This is a genomic window from Reinekea marinisedimentorum (assembly GCF_004341165.1).
Lineage (GTDB): Bacteria > Pseudomonadota > Gammaproteobacteria > Pseudomonadales > Natronospirillaceae > Reinekea > Reinekea marinisedimentorum.
On the sequence record NZ_SLZR01000024.1, the window covers coordinates 25,697 to 44,963 of the forward strand.

The following is a 19,267-nucleotide window of genomic DNA, read 5'->3' on the forward strand; positions in this document are numbered from 1 at the left end:
AATTTAATACCTTCTTGAATAAAGTGATTGCAAAAGCACACTAGTATTGCGGCCACCCTTTGCAATTGATGTCACCCTGTAAACAATTTTACAGTCGCTAATTGTTGGGTCTGCAACTTCATCGCAGACCTGTTCATATTCTTCTATGACGTAATAAGGCTGTGAGTCGACGGTGGTCAGGCTTGTTGAAGCCAGTGTTCCGCCGTTACTGGAAAACCATGAATAGTTTTTACCATCCCACCAGGTTGGCGACCCACTACTGATGGTATCGACATTAACAATGGAGCCAGATGATAGAGAGGAGACTGGCGTTGGATAAGCAACCAGAGCGGCAATCGCTGCTTCTCCTGCACGCAACCCGGCTTCAGCCGCCTGAAAGGTTACGTTTCTGTCTAACAGGTTACCGGCCATTCTCTCCTCAACAACAGAAGACTCCATTACCGCGACACCCAATATCGTGAGAATGACGAGGATAACCAGAGCAACGATAAGTACCGCACCCTTCTGCTTTTTTTGAACTGAATAACTTAGTTGCTTCATCATCAATTCATCCTGTTACGTAATACAACGGTCGATTCAAATACTGCGCGGTAACGCCCGTCACCCAAGGTAATACTGGTATTATCGAAGTTAACACTTTGAGAGTTGGCATCCATATTCAGTGCAGCGCCTTCTGTCGTTGTTCCGGAAACCGCAAGTACACTAATCTTCACCGCAGTGATGTCTGCCTCGTCACCTGCTGTAACAATTGATGCAATATCAGCGTAATAATCTGGGACCATATCTGTTCCCGTATCAACACCGTACTCAAACTGTATACTTTCAATACCTCCTATAACCGTTTGAGCGCCGTTACCATTTACCTGAACGGTAAGGTTGTCATTTGCTTCATCCACGGTAAACGAAAGGTGTTGAAGCTTTGCAATCGTGCTTCTGACGTCCGTTCTCTTAAATGTTGTATCTCGCATCGTATCGTTTAAAGTTACCGTATTCGTTGATGAATCGATGCTGGATACATAACCAATATCTGCGACTTCGCAATTGCTCACCATCACATAATCTGGGCTGCTTGTACTCACTGAAAAATCGTTAGTTGTCGAAGTTACCAAGCTCGATGTTGTAGGAACACTGGAAACAACATATTCGTCTGTCGTCAAATGCAAAAGTGAAAGCCTGTCTGTGCTACCTACCGACGTTGAAGTTGAAGCAGTTGCGCCGTTAGAGCTGGCTACCCAGTTTGGGGCAGTGGTCCCGGTAGTAAAGGCGGCCGTTTGAATCGCATTGAAATCAGAGAAGCCACTCATAAGTGACTGAACATCCTCTGTTTCAGTACTAGCGGATGGTAAACACCCGTAACTTCCGGAACTTCGAATAGCCTCAGAAATAAACTCAAGCGCAAATCGACCTGATTCTTGTACCCGAATCATAGACTCCGACAAATTGTAAGCTTGCCTGTTAGCAGTAAAAACCTGAATAATCCCACCGATAATTACCAGTGATAAAGCTACCGCAACGAGCAGCTCAACAAGACTCAATCCTTTTTGCTTAGACATAATTAAATCCTGAAATCTGTAAATAAGATTGCGTCATCACCATCATCAACGCTATCTCCATCCACATCGATTGACGCGTCAATTCGATCCTGGTTAGTTCTGAAATCCGGCCATTTTATAATCAACTGAAAATTCACTTCATCTGAGCTTGTCAAGGTAGCACGACTGCCAGTTAGCACATTTCCCAACCTTGTTTCCCAGGCAGACATTTGCATGTTTGCCATTTCAGTTGTAGTGCAGGCGGAGGCGGTAGTATCGCATGCGTTAGTTGCCGTAAAGGATGCGGTTGAATCTGTATCTATACTTATGGCACTGAAGAAAGCATTCTCAGCCTCTTCCGGGTTAGAACGAACGATATCAATCAATTCATAAGAGAGCTGTGCAGCATAAGAGCGATGCATTGCACTTTGGGTAGTCGTTAACCCCATCGTCTGGGTCGTAGCGATACCCAGCAAACCAACAGAAAAGATGAGTATTGAGACCAGCACTTCGATCATCGTAGCGCCGCTCTGAACAGATGCCCGGGGTAAGTTTAAAAAATATTTATTCATGGGCAAGTACCTGTTGTAGTCGATGTTCCACCAAATGCACTAACAACAGAAAATTCTCTTATCAAGCTCTCCCCGGTTGGGCAGGAGTCTGGCGTCAGTGTTAACTTCATCGATGTGAAACTAGATGTACTGTAAGGGTCTTCGACTGCGGCACCGTTATCATAAAATGTGTAGCCGGAAGCTGATCCAGTCAAACTAAAGTCATCGGACACCCCTTCCCAAATGCGAAGAAGCGTATCGCCATCGGATGTTTCATACACGATGTCATTATCTGTATCAGTAAAGACAATCCAACCACCCGACCAGTCAGTACCTGTTGCACAGTCATCCAGCGATGAATTAGCAACACATATGCTCACGCCTTCCTGCCGGGTTCCAGCCTCGGTTCGCGCAAAACTATAACCTGCTCGAATTTTTGATAAGTTACTGTCAATCCTTGAACTGCGAATCACATTATTAAAAGACGGTGCCGCAGCCATGGTAATGATGGCCAGAATCACCAGCGTCACCATAAGCTCAACAATGGTAAAACCACGAACGCTTTTCATATAAGCCTCACGAAATTTCGTATTACTAATTGTATGCGAGTAAAAATGAGAAGAATGACCGTTAGGATAAACGGTCAGGAGGGGATGACAAAAGGCTTACATTGCCAACAGAACGAGAAGTGGGTCAAAGTTCAGCCCACATCTGTCAGACGAAGCTCTTTAGGAATAGAGAAAGTGATGTTTTCCTGAACACCGTCCAACTCTATCAGTTGATTGGCACCCATTGCGCGCAGGCCCTGAATAACCTGCTGAACCAGTTCGTCCGGTGCAGATGCGCCTGCGGTCAGACCGATGCTTTTGGCATTCTTAAACCACTGTTTTTCCAGCTGGTCGACATGATCCACCAAATAAGCACTGCAGCCCATGCGTTCAGAAAGCTCACGCAGGCGATTGCTGTTCGAAGAATTTGGCGATCCGACAACGATGACCACATCACATTCAACCGCCAGCTTTTTCACTGCATCCTGTCGGTTTTGCGTGGCGTAGCAGATGTCGTTTTTCTTCGGTCCCTGTATGTCAGGGAACTTCTCTCTCAGTGCATCGATGATGCGCGAGGTGTCGTCCATGGACAGCGTCGTCTGAGTCACGTAAGCCAACTGAGAAGGATCAACCGGCGCCAGCGCGTCAACATCGGCTTCATCTTCAACGAGGTAGATCGCGCCGCCATTGCTGCTGTCGTACTGCCCCATGGTACCTTCAACCTCTGGATGGCCGCGATGACCAATCAGTACGCATTCCATACCGTCTTTGGAATAGCGGGCCACCTCCAGGTGCACCTTGGTCACCAGCGGGCAGGTTGCGTCGTAAACATTGAGACCACGGTCGGCTGCTTCTTTGCGCACCGCCTGGGAAACACCATGTGCAGAAAAGATCACCCAGTTGTTATCCGGCACCTCATCGAGCTCGTCGACAAAGATAGCGCCACGACTTTTTAAATCTTCAACCACGAACTTATTGTGAACCACCTCATGACGCACATACAGCGGCGCGCCATGGACTTCCAGTGCGCGGTTGACGATATCAATCGCCCGGTCAACACCGGCACAAAAGCCTCGCGGGTTAGCCAGCTTAATGTCCATTGCTTGCGGCCTCTACGGAAATAATTTCCACTTCAAAATCCAGGTGCTTACCGGCCAGCGGATGATTGAAATCGACGACGACCTCTTCACCTGCAATCTCGGTGATAACGCCCGGCAGTTCAGAGCCGCTGGCATCCTGAAACGAAACGACCGTACCCGGCTCAACCTGACCGGCCTGAGCAAACTGCGCGGCCTTAAACTTCTGCCGGTTAGACGGATTTACCTGACCAAAGGCATCTTCCGGCGGCACCCGAACTGTGCGCTTATCACCGGCAGACAAGCCCAGCAGATGCTTTTCAAAACCTTCCGGCAGGTTGCCATCACCTATCGATAAAACGGCCGGCGATTTTTCAAAGTTGCTGTCGACTTCCTGCCCGTCTTCCAGCCTTAACGCAAAATGCAGTGTAACTTTTGAATTTTCATGGATATGCATCATTGCTGTTCCTTCCTATAGTAAAAAGCCCGCTGACGCGGGCTTTCAATTAAGCTAACGCGGCTTAGGCATACTCGCGTGTTTCACCGTCACCGGCAACGTTTTCTACGCAGCGACCACACAGTTCAGGATGCTCTTCATGGGTACCGACATCTTCACGCTGATGCCAGCAGCGCGCACATTTGGCATGCTCAGACTTTTTAACCAGCACTTTCAGGCCGGCCAGATCGGTCGCCACAGACTGCTCCGGTGCCTCGGCAATATCAGCCAGATCAGCACTGCTGGTAATGGTGACAAAGCGCAATTCATCACCCAGCTTGGTCAGCAGACTCTTGAGCTCGGCATCGCAATACAGCGTCACTTCCGCGGTTAAAGCACCGCCAACCTTGCCGTCATTACGCGCCTGTTCCAGCACCTTATTAACGCCGTCTTTGGCTTTCTGAACCATCAGCCAATAGTCGGCATTCATCGCTTCGCCGTCACCAAAGCCTTGCAGGCCCTGATACCAGGTTTCAGTGAAGACGGTTTCCTGCTTCTGGCCCGGTACATACTGCCACAGCTCATCGGCAGTGAAGCTCAGAATTGGCGCAATCCAGCGAACCAACGCCTGCAGCACATGGTACAGCGCGGTCTGTGCGGAACGGCGTGCCAATGAATCTTCCTGCGTGGTGTACTGACGGTCTTTGATGATATCCAGATAGAAGCCGCCCATATCCAACGCGCAGAAGTGGTGAATCTTCTGAACCGCCTGTACGAAGTGGTAGTTATCAAACAGGTCGGAGATTTCGTTCTGCACCACCAGTGCGCGGTCTACTGCCCAGCGGTCGAGCGCCAGCATGTCGCTGTTGGCGACCATGTTCTCAGCCGGGTCGAAGCCATTCAGGTTAGAGACCATGAAACGCGCCGTATTACGGATGCGACGGTAAGAGTCCGCCGTACGCTTAAGAATATCTTTCGAGAAGGCCATGTCGCCGGAGTAATCCGTACTCGCCACCCATAAACGCAGAATATCCGCGCCAAACTGGTTGAACACTTCCTGCGGCTCCATACCGTTGCCCAGCGATTTGGACATCTTGTAGCCTTTCTCGTCGACTACGAAGCCATGAGTCAGTACTTGCTTATAGGGTGCAGTACCGTTCATCGCCACGGCAGTCTTCAATGACGACTGGAACCAGCCACGGTGCTGGTCTGAGCCTTCCAGGTACATATCGGCCGGGTACTGACCCAGCTCTTCGCGCTTGCGCAGAACGGTGGCGTGGGTGGTACCGGAGTCAAACCAAACATCTAAAGTGTCGTTGGTTTTCTCGTAGTCATCGGCATCGTCAATCACGGTGGAAAGATCGAAGTCGTACCACGCATCCATACCGGATTTTTCAACTTCCAGCGCGACCGCTTCGATGATCTTCGGCAATTCCGGGTGCAGCTCACCGGTCTCTTTATGCACAACAAAGGTGATTGGCGTGCCCCAGGTACGCTGACGGGAAATACACCAGTCTGGCGACTGACCAACCATCGCTTCGATGCGGTTTTGGCCCCAGCCCGGCACCCAGCGAACGCCCTGTATGGCTTCCATCGCCTGAGCTTTCAGGCCCTTTTCTTCCATGCTGATAAACCATTGCGGTGTAGCGCGGTAAATCAGCGGTGTTTTGGTACGCCAGCAGTGCGCATAGGAGTGCGTCAGTTTGCCTTCGCTGAGCAGGTTGCCATGCTCTTTCACCACTGCGATCACCTTCGGATCGACCTTATACACATGCTCACCAGCGAACAGCTCGACATTATTGCGGAACACGCCCTTATCGTTCAGCGGGTTCAGCGTTTCGATGCCGTATTTGTTACAGACGATAAAGTCGTCCATACCGTGGTCGGGCGCGGTGTGCACACAGCCGGTACCGGCATCCAGTGTGACGTGATCGCCATTCAGTACCGGGATTTCACGCTCATAGAACGGATGCGAGAACTTCAGGTTTTCGAGCACAGAGCCCGGGAATTCAGCCAGCGTTTCACCCAGCACTATACCGGAGCGCTCTGCGAAGCTTTCAGCCAGTTCTTCGGCAATAATGATGCGCTTTTTCGTGCCTTCATGGTCGACCTGCTTCAGCACGTAGTTGATCTCTGCGCCCACAGTAATCGCCATCGATGATGGCAGCGTCCACGGCGTTGTTGTCCAGATAACTGCATGAACCGCGCCTTCACCGGCATCGGCCCCCAGTGCACTCAGCACGGCTGCATCATCGATGGTCGGGTAGGCAACGTCGATGCTGAACGAGGTTTTATCCTGATACTCAACCTCAGCTTCGGCCAAAGCAGAACCACCCACCACACTCCAGTAAACCGGCTTAAAGCCACGCACCAGATGGCCGGATTCGGCAATTTTACCTAAGGCGCGGATGGTATCGGCCTCGGTCTGATATTCCATAGTCAGGTAAGGATGTTCCCAGTCGCCAAACACGCCCATGCGCAGAAACTCTTCGCGCTGACCTTCAACCTGCTTGTGCGCATATTCGCGGCACTTGGCGCGGAACTCTTTGAAGTCGACCTTATCACCGGCGCGGCCGATCATGGTTTCAACCTTGTGCTCAATCGGCAGGCCGTGGCAATCCCAACCGGGGATATAGGGCGCATCGTAGCCGATGAAGCTTTTCGACTTCATGATGATGTCTTTAAGGATTTTGTTGACGGCATGGCCTAAGTGCAACGAGCCGTTCGCATACGGCGGGCCATCGTGCAGAATGAACTTGTCACGACCCTGACTTGCTTCGCGAATCTTCTTGTAAATACCGTTTTCCTGCCATTGCTGCAGCATTTTCGGTTCACGTTTTGCCAGGTCCCCGCGCATCGGGAACTCGGTATGAGGCAGATTCAGAGTAGATTTATAATCAGTCATCGAGTCAGTTCACTTCCGTCGTTTGCTCAAACCATTGGTTTGCCGCATTAATGTCACGCTGAATTTGGTCTTTCAGCGCGTCAAGGTTATCAAATGTTTGTATACCACGCAGCCGCTTGTGCAGGCGGATACAGAGGCGCTGCCCATACAGAACAGCATTAAAATCAAAAAAATTCACTTCCAGCCAAAAGCGGTAATCCTGCACCGTGGGTTTCGGCCCCAAATTCGCCACGCCATACAGGGTGCGGCCATTCACCTCTGAAGACACTGCAAAGACACCATCAATCGGCAGCTTTTTATGCGGCAGTAAAAAATTTGCCGTTGGCACACCGATATTCCGGCCCAGCTGGCGGCCATAGATCACTCTGCCGGTCAGGCTGTATGGCTCCCCGAGGAATTGCTCGGCCGCGGCAAAGTCTTCGCTTTCCAACAGCTGACGAATATGAGTACTGCTGACCCGAACCTGGCCAATGCAGTGCGAGGGCATGTCGGCAACCTCAAAGGCATACTGACGTAAAAAGCCGATATTGCCCTTACGGTCGGCACCAAAACGGAAGTCATCACCTACCTGAATCCAACGGGCATTAAGGGCATCGATCAGAACTTTCTGAACAAATTCGCTCGCAGTTAACGAGCGAATGCGGTCATTAAAGGGCAGTACAACGAGGTGATCGACACCCAGCGCTTCCAGACGGCGGGCTTTGTCCGCCAGCGACGACAAGCGCGCCGGGGCCTCACCGGGTGCCAGGAACTCTCTGGGTTGCGGCTCAAATGTCACCACAACCGAGCACAGGCCTTCTTTTCTGGCCTTTGCTGTCAGCTGCTGAATAATCTGCTGGTGGCCGACATGCACGCCATCAAAGCTGCCAATAGTGACAGCCGAAGCCGGCAATTTCGCTGAAGGTAACCGAGAAACGTACATATAAAGGGTGATGTATTAAATTGGCCGCGCAGTATACAAAAAAGCAAATGCGCTGTCCTGTAAAAGCTGGCGCCCTGCTATGGATGCCTCAGCTCATTCAACCGGGTACGCACCGCGATCAATGCCAGGCCGTAACTCAGAATACCGGCAGCAACCAGCACCGTCACCACACGCACCCGCCCTAACACCTGGTTAGGCATTTGCAGCCACGCAAGCTGCATCAGCAACTCCAGCGAAACTGCCATCACGGCACAGGCAAACACCGCCTTCAGTGCCGGCCGCAACCACAGGCCCGCGGCCGGGAAGCAACCTTGCTTGCGCAGTGAAAGCGCCAGCAGGCAGGCATTGAACCAGGCCGACAGTGAGGTCGCCAGCGCCAGTCCGACGTGCGCCAGCGGATAAATAAGGATCAGGTTGAGCAGCATGTTCCAGACCATCGCCTGAATACCGATCTTGACCGGTGTTTTGGTATCCTGACGGGAGAAAAACGCCGGCGCCATTATCTTAATCAGCATAAAGGCCGGTAAACCCAATGCATAAGCAGCCAGACTGGCGGCACTTTTACTGACATCCGCCGCCGTAAACTGATAGTTCTGAAACAACAGAGTCAACAACACCTCCGGCAGAATCATCAGCGCCACCATGGCCGGCAAGCCGATCAACAATACGATGCGAATCGCCCAGGCCAGGGTGCGTTCAAACTTGTGAGTGTCATCCTCAACATGCAGCGCGGAAAGCCTCGGCAGCAAAACGGTCGCTATGGCAATCCCGATAACACCCAAGGGCAACTCAGTAAGCCGGTCGGAGTAATACAGCCAGCTGACCGAGCCATCTTCCAGCAATGAAGCCAGCACCGTATCCAGCAGCAGATTGATTTGGCTAACCGACACACCAAACAGCCCGGGCAGCATTAGGGTAAAGATCTTTTTTACACCCGCGTGCTGCGCAATGGCGGGCACCGGCGACCAGACACCGGTTTTCAGCAGCGCAGGCCACAGGAACAGCCACTGCAACATGCCGGCAACCAGCACACCAATGGCCAGGCCCGTTTGCGGCACCTGAAAATGCGGTGTTAAAAACAGCGCCGAACTGATCAGGCAAAGGTTCAGGATAACCGGCGTCAGCGCCGGGGCGGCAAAGCGGCCGTAGCTATTCAAAACCGAGGTGGCCAGTGCCGTCAGCGAAATAAACCAGAGGTAGGGAAAGGTCAGGCGCAGAAAATCACTCACCTGCACCAGCTTTTCGCCGTCATCATGAAAGCCGGGCGCAAACAGCCAGGCCAGTAGCGGCGAGCCGAGTACCGCTACCAGAGTGATCAGGCCAACGATCCCCGACAGATAAATCTGCACCGCACTGACCAGCCGGGCCACACTGCGGTCCCCCTCGCTTTGGCGGAATTCGGTCAGAACCGGAATAAAAGCCTGATTGAAGGCGCCCTCGGCAAACAGACGACGCAGAAAATTGGGGATTTTAAAGGCAACAACGAAGGCATCCTGCGCACCGCCGGTGCCAAACATAGAGGCAAACACTATATCGCGGATCAGGCCCAGCACCCGCGAAAACATCGTGGCAGCAGAAACCACCAGCGAGCTTCTCAAAATAGATCTTCTTTCTTTTCCCTGATTCAACGCAGCGCCCTATTTTCTGCCCCTGAAAAATCGAGACGCGAGTGTACCTTCATGCCGTAAATTGCAGAAGCAATAAATCGACGACAAATCGAAGATAACTTTCACTTTTTGATTGACAGTATCTGGCCAACTCAATAGAATCGCGCCCTCGAAATTTACCCACACCAGTTTTTAAGGAGCATCCTGTGGCAAATTCTGCTGGTTCTCGTAAGCGCGCTCGTCAGGCCCTGGTCCGTCGTAGTCGCAATGCAAGCATGCGTTCAATGGTTCGCACATACGTTAAGAAAGTCGTTGCCCAAATTGAAGGCGGTAACTACGACGAAGCGAACAAAGCACTGTTAACTGCGCAGCCTGTTTTAGACAGCATGGCACGCAAAGGCATCATCAGTAAGGCGAAAGCTGGCCGTACTGTTAGCCGTTTGAACGCAAAAGTTAAAGCGCTTAAAGCTTAATCTTTTGCTTTCTTTAAAGAGCCGGCCTTGCCGGCTTTTTTTATGCCTGAAAAACCTTCAGACCACCTCGATCAACACCTCACCGTGCTGCTCACGCAATTGACCGATCGGCTGAGCATACAAGCCCTGAGCTTCAAGCAGACCTTCCACTTCACCCTTCGCTTCAGGCGCCACCGCCACCAATAAGCCACCGCTGGTTTGCGGGTCACACAGCAAATGCTGAACCGGCTCATCCATCTTGCCGAGCAGATGGCCGTAGCTGGCGTAATTGCGTAAGGTGCCGCCCGGTATACAACCCTGGGCCAAATAATCTGCGACATGCGGCAACACCGGCACTCGGGCATACTGCACTTGCGCGGCCAAACCAGAACCCTGACATACCTCACTGAGGTGCCCCATCAGACCAAAGCCGGTCACATCGGTCATGGCATTCACGCCCGCCAACTTACTGAGCTCACCACCCACCTTGTTGAGCTTACACATATTCTCGATGGCAATGCTTTCATGGTCTGCCGCCAACTTTTTCTGCTTTTGTGCTGTTGTCAGAATACCCACGCCGAGTGGCTTGGTAAGATACAGTAAATCACCCGCCTGCGCGGTACTGTTCTGCTTAAGGTTTTTGATTTCCACGCGGCCGGTAACCGCCAGGCCAAAGATCGGCTCAGGGCTGTCAATGGAGTGCCCGCCCGCCAGCAGAATACCAGCTTCACGGCATAAATCCCGACCGCCATCCACAACCTGCTGGGCCACCTCTGGTGCCAGTTTGGAAACAGGCCAGCCCAGAATAGCAATCGCCATCAGCGGAGTACCGCCCATTGCGTAGATATCGCTAATGGCATTGGCAGCGGCGATGCGGCCGAAGGTGAAGGGGTCGTCTGCAATCGGCATGAAGAAATCGGTCGTGCTGATAACAGCGCTGCCATCGCCCAAATCATAAACAGCCGCATCATCTTTGCTGCTGTTGCCCACCAGCAGGTTAGCATCTTCAGCCTGCACAACCTGACTCTTCAGAATGGTATCGAGCACCTGTGGCGCGATCTTACAACCGCAGCCGGCTCCGTGACTGTACTCAGTTAATTTAATGGCAGACATAGCGTTCCCGGATTATCAGTGAAACCACCATGTTACAAAAGAACGCCCAGCTTGTGTTCCAGCGGAACGAAAATACCAAAAAAAAGCCGGAAACTCCGACCTTCAATCACTGTACCTGTGCTCAACGCCGGGCTGTCAGACCACCGCCAACTCAGCCAACAGCGCCTGCAGCATCTTCCAGAACGGTTCAACCGTCGCAATCTCCAAACGCTCTGTCGGGCTGTGCGCCCCCAGAATGGTCGGGCCGAAACTGACGACATCCATATCCGGCTTTTTGCTGGTCAGGATGCCGCACTCCAGACCCGCATGTATCGCCCTCAGCTTGGCCGGCTTACCGGTGATCTTTTGCGAGATAATGGCGGTTCGCCCAACCAGCGGGCTGTTGAAATCCGGGTTCCAGCTCGGGTAATCAAGAACGATATCGACATCCATGCCAAACAGTTTGAACACAGATTCAATCTTGTTTTTCAGGCCAATGGTTTCATGCTCATTAAAGAAGCGCAGACTGGTCTGAACCTTGAGCTCACCCGCCTGTAAGTTAACCACCGCCAGGTTGCAGCTTAAATTCACCAGATCGGCCGGCTGCGCGAAACTATAGGTTTGCGCGCCATGCGGCAATACAGATACCAGGCTCAGCAGCAAATCGCGGTCCGATGCCGAAAGAACACTGCTTGAGGCGTCGTCGACCGATTTAAACTGCCATGCCAGTTGGTTATCGGCATCTGGCAGGAAGGTTCGCCAGCGCTGGGTGGCCTGCTCCATTCTGAAACGCCACTTGCCTTCCTGAGCTGGGTCAATGTAAACCACGACACTGGCGACACGGGCAATCACATTATGAGCCACACCGCCTTTAAATTCTGCCAGCGCCCAGATCAGATCAGAGTTTTCTGTCAGGAATTCTGCCAGCAACTTATTGGCGTTCCCCAGCTGTTCATGAATCTGCACACCGGAATGGCCACCAGCCAAGCCCTTCAGCTTAATCAGGTAGGGCTTCAGCGTCGGGTCCACCGGTTCAGAGCGGAAGTCCCGCACTGCCTCATAGCCATAACCGCCGGCACAACCAACGAAAATCTCACCCCAATCTTCGGTATCCAGGTTAATCATACGGGTCGCAGATAACTTGCTGGCATCCAAACCCTGAGCACCATAAAGCCCGGTTTCTTCCTCGACGGTAAATACCAGCTCCAGGCGCGGATGCACCGTGGTGGTATCGGTCAGCACGGCCAATGCAGCTGCAACACCAATACCGTTGTCCGCACCGAGCGTGGTTCGGTCTGCGGTCAGCCAGCGGCCGATGACCTGAAGCTCAATAGGGTCGGTATCGAAGTTGTGCTCTTTATCTTCCGTTTTAACCGCGACCATATCCAGATGGTTCTGTATGGCGACTGTTTGCGCGTTTTCGTAACCCGGCGATGCAGGCACATACACAATAAGATTGCCCGCAGCATCGATGACATAGTCCAGATTCCGGGACTTGGCTAGTTCAACGATATATTCCCTGACCGCCTGCTCTTTACCGGACGGGCGCGGAATTTTTGCTATTTCACTGAAGTGCTGCCATAGGTGGGCTGGCGTATCGGGAAGTGCACTGGATTTCATTACATTCTACCTCTGCTTTTCATAACCGTAGCTTACTTTGCACATAGCAACAGGGGCAAGCCGTTATGTAACCGCTATCAGCGGAAATATCTGTTTATTGCATGAGAAGTTGGCAAAAACTGTGTTTTAATAGCCGTACATCATTAGATACACAACGCGTATTGTCTGAATGGAGTTAGGCAGGTGTCACGCTCTTATGAACTCAAATTCTTCGTTAAAAACCGATTACAATAACCGCTTTAACCGGCGTGTCTGGTTGAACGACCGGCGCTCAGATCTGATACTTTACCTGCAGTCGAGGGGTATTCAGCACCTGCCTGTTATTGCCGAGCCACACTGGTCGGTTATTCCCCGCTCATCAATCTGGATTATACAGCCGTCTGCATCGTCGCAGCCCGGAGGCTGGTATGGCATCGCCGGCGACCACCCCACCGATATCGTGGCGGTTAACGGGGTTTCCAGAAACCCTCGCGACATCCTGACGCATTTCACCCAGAAATGGCTGGCTGCGGCTGAAACGCTGATGAACGGTGAAGACTGCCGCGAGTTTCGCATTAAGGATGCCGATCAGCGTGAAACTATTGGCGAGCTCATTCACGACCGTGCAAGCCGGATACAGCGCTGGACAGAAGACGATTACCTATGGATTGGCTCTAACTTCGAGTTCTCTACCGGCTCAGGTTTAAAAAACATTGATCCGTTTGCATAACTATCTAACCAGTTGAGCAAGATTTGTACAGACAAATGAAAATCACATCTGTATACTCCGCGCCGCCAAGGTGACCCAGCCTGCAAATGTGCCGCTCAATGATGAGCATTTTGTTTTTCAAGAAAGATCGACAGGGTTTGCAACAACGCTTCCAGTGCTATGAAAGCCATTGCAACACAGGGCGCAGCCTAATCTCACCTTCGCGCGGTTGATACACCGCCCCGGCACTCCTGCCGGACACGACCCGACTGGCCGAAAGCCACTGGACTCCTCCGTACACATTGGATGTGCGGCTTTACTTATTTTGAGAACATTTAATGTCTGAAAACATCACCTTTGCTGACTTAGGTTTAACTCCTGCTATTCAGGAAACCCTGGACTCTCTCGGTTACGAGACCCCAACCCCCATTCAAAGCCAGGCCATTGGCTGCCTGCTGGAAGGAAAAGACGTACTGGGCCTGGCACAGACCGGTACCGGTAAAACAGCGGCTTTTTCTTTGCCATTGCTGTGCAAAATCGACGTCAACAAGAACCAGCCACAGGCGCTGGTACTCTGCCCAACGCGTGAGCTGGCCATTCAGGTGGCTGAAGCCTTTCAAACCTACGCCCGTGGCGTGAAAAATTTCCACGTACTGCCAATCTATGGCGGTGCCGATATGCGCAACCAGCTGCGCGCATTGAAACAAAACCCTCAAGTTATTGTCGGTACGCCGGGCCGGGTTATGGACCACCTGCGCCGTGGCACTCTGGATCTTTCCGACCTGAAACATATGGTACTCGACGAAGCCGACGAAATGTTGCGCATGGGCTTTATTGAAGATATCGACTGGATTCTGGAACACACCCCGAAGGACAAGCAAACCGCTCTGTTCTCGGCCACCATGCCGCATCAGATCAAGCGCATTACCGATCAGTACCAGAAAGACCCGGTCAAAATTGAAATTAAAGCCAGTACTCAGGAACTCAGCCGTATTGAGCAGTTCCATTGGCGCGTTCAGGGTATCGATAAACTCGAAGCCCTGACCCGTGTATTGGAAGTTGAAGAGTGGAACGCCATCATCATCTTCGTGCGTACCCGTATTGAGTGTACCTACCTGTCTGAAAAGCTGGCCGCCCGTGGCTACGCCGCAACCGCACTGAGTGGTGAAGTAGCGCAAAAGCAGCGTGAAGACATACTTAACGCCATGCGCAGCGGCAAGCTGGATATCGTTATCGCAACCGACGTTGCTGCCCGCGGCATCGACATTGATCGCATCAGCCATGTGATCAACTGGGATATCCCGGGCGATGTGCAAACCTACACCCACCGTATTGGCCGTACCGGTCGTGCCGGCCGTCACGGTAAGGCCCTGGTGTTTGTTAAACCTCGTGAACAGCGCTTTATTCGCGATGCCGAGCGTGCAACCAAATCGGAGTTGAAAGAATACCCGATGCCAACCGCCGAGACGCTTGGCGAATACCGTACTGAACAATTCAAAAACACCGTTTTTGAACATGTTGAGCAAGATAAGCTGGATTACTTCAAGGCTATGCTGACCAGCTGGGTGGAAGATACCGATACCGATGCCGACCTCGTCGATATCGCCGCAGCGTTAGCGCTGATGGCACAGGAAGATAAGCCGCTGCAACTACCAAAAGACCCAGAGTTCAAACCGCGCAAACGCGACCGTGAGAGAAGCCGCGATGAAGGCCGTGGCCGACCTGACCGCGATCGTGGTGAACGAGGAGATCGTGGAGATCGCGGAGAGCGTGGCGGTCGACGTCGCGAGCTGAATTACGATGCACAAACCTACCGCTTGGATGTCGGTCGTCGTGATAACGTAGACCCGGGCTCCATCGTGGGCGCGATTGCCAATGAAGGCGGTATTGAAGGCCGTTTCATCAACAACATTGCAATCCGTGACAACTACACCCTGGTAGATCTGCCGGCCGGCATGCCGAAGGATATCTTCAACCACCTACAAAAAACCCGTGTTAAAGGGCGCCCTATTAACCTGCGCGAATGGCAGGATGAAGCCCCTAAAGGCGGCAGTAAAGGCAAAGTCGAGCGCAAGCCACGTAAAGCACGTGATGGCGAAGAGCGTAAGCCGCGTCGCCGCGCTGAATAAGCTTTAAGTTCTGCTGTTAAAAAACAAAAAAGGCGACCCAATGGTCGCCTTTTTTACAGATGCTTTCAGCTTACCCAGTGCAAGCCTTAACCACCATTGCGACCATCATTACGATAATCAAGATGCGGATAATCTTTGAAAATTTTTGAGCCTGCTCTTCACTCACCTGCGTTGGGTTACGCGAGGTAATAAACAGTACCGCGACAATAGCTAACGCTAATACCAGCAATATAGTCACAATAGGTGGCATCAGTTTTCTCCAAACAATTGAGCCAGTTTTTCACCGGGGTTTTCAGCGCGCATAAACGCCTCACCCACCAAAAAGGCGTTGACGTCGTTTTCACGCATCAGCTGCACATCCTCCGGTACCAGAATGCCACTCTCAGTTACGAACATACGGTCAGCCGGCAGCATTCGCTTCAGGTTCAGGGTGGTTTGCAGAGAAACCTCAAAGGTATGCAGGTTACGGTTGTTCACACCGATCAGGTAGTTATCCACACGCAGTGCCGATTCCATTTCAGCTTCGTCGTGCACCTCAATTAAAACATCCATGCCATATTCTGTTGCCTGTGCATGCAGATCTTTCAGCTCGGCATCACCCAGTGCGGCAACAATCAGCAGCACGCAGTCGGCTCCGATCGCCTTCGCCTCGGCGATTTGGTAAGCATCGATCAGAAAGTCTTTGCGGATCACCGGCAAGCTGACGGCTTCACGCACCTGAATCAGGTAATCCTCATGACCCTGAAAAAAATCCTGATCCGTTAAAACGGACAGGCAAGCAGCACCGCCCTGCTGGTAACTTCGGGCGATTTCGGCCGGGACGAAATTCTCACGCAACACCCCCTTGCTGGGAGAAGCCTTCTTAACCTCAGCAATAACTGCGGATTGACCGGCTTCAACCTTCGCCTTCATAGCGGCGGCAAAACCGCGCGGCGCCGGATAATGATCGAACTCGGCTTCCAGGTCGCTAAAACTGACTTTCTTGCTGCGCTCGGCAACCTCTTCAAATTTTCGATCGATAATTTTCTTCAGAATAGTGGGCGTATTTTTCATGAACAATGAACCAGAATTATAACGGGGATCAGCCGGCAGGCGAGCTGCCGGCAGTTTATGGAGTTAGCCGACGCTTTGCGTGAATTGCGCAAATTCTTTCAGCTTTTCAGCAGCCAGGCCGGTAGAGATAGCGTCTTCTGCCATGGCAACGCCAGCGGCGAAAGAACCGGCTACGCCAGAGGCATAAATAGCAGCTCCGGCGTTCAGTGCAATCAGGTCGGCGGCTCGGGCGGTTTCTTCGGTACTCTCACCGGAAAAGACAGCCTTAATAAGAGCCAAACTGCTAACAGCATCGCGGGCATTCAAACCCGCCAGGCTTTGTGTTGCCAGGCCAAAGTCTTCCGGCTCCACCTTGTAGGTTTTAATTTCACCATCCTTCAGCTCCGCCACCTGAGTTGGCGCGGCAATGCTAAACTCATCCAGGCCATCATCAGAATGCACCACCAACACATGCTGACTGCCTAATTCCTTAAGGGCATTCGCCAACGGCTCACACAACTCTGCACTGAATACACCAATCACCTGATTGGTAACCCCGGCCGGGTTGGTCAAAGGCCCCAGCATATTAAAAATGGTGCGAATGCCCATCTCCTTACGCGGGCCGATCGCGTGGCGCATAGCGCTGTGGTGTTTCTGCGCGAACATGAAGCCAACACCCACCGTTTCAATGGCTCGGGCAATGGCATCGGGCAGAATATCCAGATTCACACCCGCCGCTTCAAGCAGATCCGCACTGCCAAATCCGGATGACACACCGCGGTTGCCGTGTTTGGCAACATGCGCTCCAGCCGCGGCTACAACAAAGGCGCTGGCGGTAGAAACATTAAACAGCTTTTGCCCTGAGCCGCCGGTGCCACAGGTATCGACCAGATGATCAGCCTGAATGGTGACCTTGGTGGATAACTCACGCATAACCGAGGCCGCGCCGACAATTTCGTCGACCGTTTCACCCTTCATACGCAAGCCCATCAGAAAGGCGCCGATTTGAGAATCTGCCGCGTCGCCAAGCATGATCTGACGCATAACCTGCTGCATTTCCTGCTGATTGAGGTGCCCATGCCCGGCTAACCGAGCCAAAGCCTGTTTAATATCCATAATGCCTCTCTATTCTTTTTCTGTTTGTCTGCGAGCACTGTGCACAAAGTTAGTCAGTAACGCCATGCCATGCTCCGTCAGTACCGATTCAGGATGAAACTGCACCCCCTCAATCGCATATTCTTTATGCCGGACCGCCATAATTTCATCCAGGCTGCCGTCATCGTTTTCAGTCCAGGCCGTCACGTCCAGACACTCTGGCAAAGAGGCCTGATCCAGCACCAGTGAATGATAGCGGGTCGCCGTGTACGGGCTAGGCAGGTTTCTGAACACACCTTCGCCACGGTGATGCACCGGTGAGGTTTTACCGTGCATCACCTGCTTCGCCTTAACCACCTTCGCCCCGAAAGCCTGACCGATCGCCTCATGCCCCAAGCATACACCCAGAATAGGCAGCTTACCGGCAAAGTGACTGATCGCCTGCAACGTAATGCCTGCATCAGCGGGCGTACAGGGGCCGGGAGATAAAAACAGCATCTCCGGGTTCAGCGCTTCAATGCCGGCAATATCAATTTCGTCATTTTGCTTAACCACCACGTCTATCTCCAGACACTGCAGGTAGTTCACCAGCATATGGGTAAAGGAGTCGTAGTTATCTATCATCAACAGCAAAACGGCTTTCCACCTTCTTTTAAAGGAGCCGAATGGTAGCACGAGATAAATGTTGATTTCGGCATAAAACTGAACAATAGCGCCTCTCTAGGCCGCATTCTACCGTATATTGAGAAAATACTCTGAACAGAATTTGAAACAATATATTGAACAAACTGGTAAGTAGTCACTAACACAAGTAGGTAACCACTAACCCCAGTAATTATCGATGTTATTTTGAGAGGTCTAAACGCATTATTGGACATTTCCGAGTTTTGCCGAACAATGGTAGAAATGCCGAATTATTAATCCGGAACGCCGCCAACACAGGCGCGCGCTAGCGCGTCCAGACCGCGACCTTTTGCGGGCGATTGTGATTGGCTTGTTATGTACATTTCGGTTGGCACCCTGGGTAAATAAAATTGAGAATTTCACCAATGTACGCAATGCCAAGGAGCATCAGTGTGAGTGCGACGAAGCTGGCTACTTGAACCCAATGAATACCTGGAACTATCACCGATTGTTGGGGGGCTCTCGGGTTTACATGTATTGTTATGTTGCTTCCTTCAGGGTGGTTTTTTGATATTTTAATAGCCGTCTTTTTTGTAGTGCTGAATGCCCCAAGATGGGTGTACGTATCATTGTCGTATTGCATGCCATTGATACTATATCTATATATGATTTTTGGTTCATAAAGTGATTGAGTTCGGTCAAAGCTGCTTAATACAACCTTTGCTGTAGTGGAAGGCCACTCTTTACTTGATAATGATCTGACAATATTTCCATAGGATCGATATACCATAATTAACCACAAACCTAGCATAAGCAATTTTAGCTGCAATCCTGAGTCCATCTTATCTATTCCAATTTATACAGTCATGATAGGACGGCCAGTTACCCGAACCGCCCCCATACAGATCCCGGCGTGCGGAACTACCGCACCGGGCTCCTCAGTTATACATTTGCTCGT

The 19,267-nt window shown here is 51.8% G+C and carries 19 protein-coding genes; 3 read left to right on the forward strand and 16 right to left on the reverse strand.

What is annotated here, in order from left to right; all coding sequences use genetic code 11:
- Positions 1–3 precede the first annotated feature (3 nt).
- The 9 genes from BCF53_RS17625 to murJ form a co-directional block, all read right to left on the reverse strand.
- Complete coding sequence (locus BCF53_RS17625; RefSeq protein WP_132703813.1) at positions 4–543, reverse strand: pilus assembly PilX family protein; 540 nt, start codon at positions 541–543, stop codon at positions 4–6.
- Positions 543–1,553, reverse strand: a complete 1,011-nt coding sequence (locus tag BCF53_RS17630; protein ID WP_132703815.1) for a PilW family protein — start codon at positions 1,551–1,553, stop codon at positions 543–545. The genes BCF53_RS17625 and BCF53_RS17630 overlap by 1 nt, the downstream gene beginning before the upstream one ends.
- Before the next feature lie 2 nt (positions 1,554–1,555).
- Positions 1,556–2,104: a type IV pilus modification protein PilV gene (gene pilV / locus BCF53_RS17635; protein WP_132703817.1), complete on the reverse strand. Its 549-nt coding sequence runs from the start codon at positions 2,102–2,104 to the stop codon at positions 1,556–1,558.
- Positions 2,101–2,652 carry a GspH/FimT family pseudopilin gene (locus tag BCF53_RS17640; protein ID WP_132703819.1) on the reverse strand — a complete coding sequence of 184 codons (552 nt, stop codon included), beginning with the start codon at positions 2,650–2,652 and terminating at the stop codon, positions 2,101–2,103. Before BCF53_RS17640 ends, pilV begins: the two co-directional genes overlap by 4 nt.
- A gap of 131 nt (positions 2,653–2,783) precedes the next feature.
- A complete protein-coding gene (gene ispH / locus BCF53_RS17645; protein ID WP_132703821.1) occupies positions 2,784–3,731 on the reverse strand; it encodes a 4-hydroxy-3-methylbut-2-enyl diphosphate reductase in 948 nt (315 codons plus the stop codon).
- A complete protein-coding gene (gene fkpB / locus BCF53_RS17650) occupies positions 3,721–4,167 on the reverse strand; it encodes an FKBP-type peptidyl-prolyl cis-trans isomerase (RefSeq protein ID WP_132703823.1) in 447 nt (148 codons plus the stop codon). Before fkpB ends, ispH begins: the two co-directional genes overlap by 11 nt.
- Positions 4,168–4,228: 61 nt before the next feature.
- A complete protein-coding gene (gene ileS / locus BCF53_RS17655) occupies positions 4,229–7,048 on the reverse strand; it encodes an isoleucine--tRNA ligase (RefSeq protein ID WP_132703825.1) in 2,820 nt (939 codons plus the stop codon).
- A 4-nt stretch (positions 7,049–7,052) separates the two neighbouring features.
- Positions 7,053–7,970: a bifunctional riboflavin kinase/FAD synthetase gene (gene ribF, locus BCF53_RS17660; RefSeq protein ID WP_132703827.1), complete on the reverse strand. Its 918-nt coding sequence runs from the start codon at positions 7,968–7,970 to the stop codon at positions 7,053–7,055.
- A gap of 77 nt (positions 7,971–8,047) precedes the next feature.
- A complete protein-coding gene (gene murJ, locus BCF53_RS17665; protein WP_243645860.1) occupies positions 8,048–9,568 on the reverse strand; it encodes a murein biosynthesis integral membrane protein MurJ in 1,521 nt (506 codons plus the stop codon).
- A 215-nt stretch (positions 9,569–9,783) separates the two neighbouring features.
- On the opposite strand from murJ, the gene rpsT reads away from it, so the two are divergent.
- Positions 9,784–10,050, forward strand: a complete 267-nt coding sequence (rpsT, locus tag BCF53_RS17670) for a 30S ribosomal protein S20 (RefSeq protein ID WP_132703829.1) — start codon at positions 9,784–9,786, stop codon at positions 10,048–10,050.
- Positions 10,051–10,107: 57 nt separating this feature from the next.
- On the opposite strand, the gene selD is transcribed toward rpsT, so the two are convergent.
- Together selD and pepD are read right to left on the reverse strand one after the other, a co-directional pair.
- The gene (gene selD, locus BCF53_RS17675; protein ID WP_132703831.1) at positions 10,108–11,142 is read right to left on the reverse strand and encodes a selenide, water dikinase SelD; all 1,035 of its coding nucleotides are present in this window, start codon (positions 11,140–11,142) and stop codon (positions 10,108–10,110) included.
- A gap of 135 nt (positions 11,143–11,277) precedes the next feature.
- Complete coding sequence (gene pepD, locus BCF53_RS17680) at positions 11,278–12,741, reverse strand: beta-Ala-His dipeptidase (RefSeq protein WP_132703833.1); 1,464 nt, start codon at positions 12,739–12,741, stop codon at positions 11,278–11,280.
- A 196-nt stretch (positions 12,742–12,937) separates the two neighbouring features.
- Between pepD and BCF53_RS17685 the strand changes: the two genes are divergently transcribed.
- Complete coding sequence (locus tag BCF53_RS17685) at positions 12,938–13,450, forward strand: DUF4826 family protein (RefSeq protein WP_165901977.1); 513 nt, start codon at positions 12,938–12,940, stop codon at positions 13,448–13,450.
- Positions 13,451–13,767: 317 nt separating this feature from the next.
- Positions 13,768–15,558, forward strand: a complete 1,791-nt coding sequence (locus BCF53_RS17690) for a DEAD/DEAH box helicase (protein ID WP_132703837.1) — start codon at positions 13,768–13,770, stop codon at positions 15,556–15,558.
- A 70-nt stretch (positions 15,559–15,628) separates the two neighbouring features.
- Here BCF53_RS17690 and BCF53_RS17695 read toward each other — a convergent pair whose 3' ends face one another.
- From BCF53_RS17695 to BCF53_RS19635, 5 genes are all read right to left on the reverse strand, one after another.
- Complete coding sequence (locus BCF53_RS17695) at positions 15,629–15,808, reverse strand: hypothetical protein (protein ID WP_132703839.1); 180 nt, start codon at positions 15,806–15,808, stop codon at positions 15,629–15,631.
- Positions 15,808–16,611: an indole-3-glycerol phosphate synthase TrpC gene (trpC, locus tag BCF53_RS17700; protein WP_132703841.1), complete on the reverse strand. Its 804-nt coding sequence runs from the start codon at positions 16,609–16,611 to the stop codon at positions 15,808–15,810. Before trpC ends, BCF53_RS17695 begins: the two co-directional genes overlap by 1 nt.
- Before the next feature lie 63 nt (positions 16,612–16,674).
- Positions 16,675–17,706 (reverse strand): anthranilate phosphoribosyltransferase, encoded by a 1,032-nt coding sequence (gene trpD, locus BCF53_RS17705; protein ID WP_132703843.1) that lies wholly within the window; start codon positions 17,704–17,706, stop codon positions 16,675–16,677.
- Positions 17,707–17,715: 9 nt separating this feature from the next.
- Entirely contained in the window at positions 17,716–18,318 is a 603-nt protein-coding gene (locus BCF53_RS17710; protein WP_481404358.1) for an anthranilate synthase component II, read from the reverse strand.
- 364 nt (positions 18,319–18,682) lie between these two features.
- Positions 18,683–19,150: a DUF3592 domain-containing protein gene (locus BCF53_RS19635; RefSeq protein WP_132703845.1), complete on the reverse strand. Its 468-nt coding sequence runs from the start codon at positions 19,148–19,150 to the stop codon at positions 18,683–18,685.
- Between the last annotated feature and the right edge of the window lie 117 nt (positions 19,151–19,267).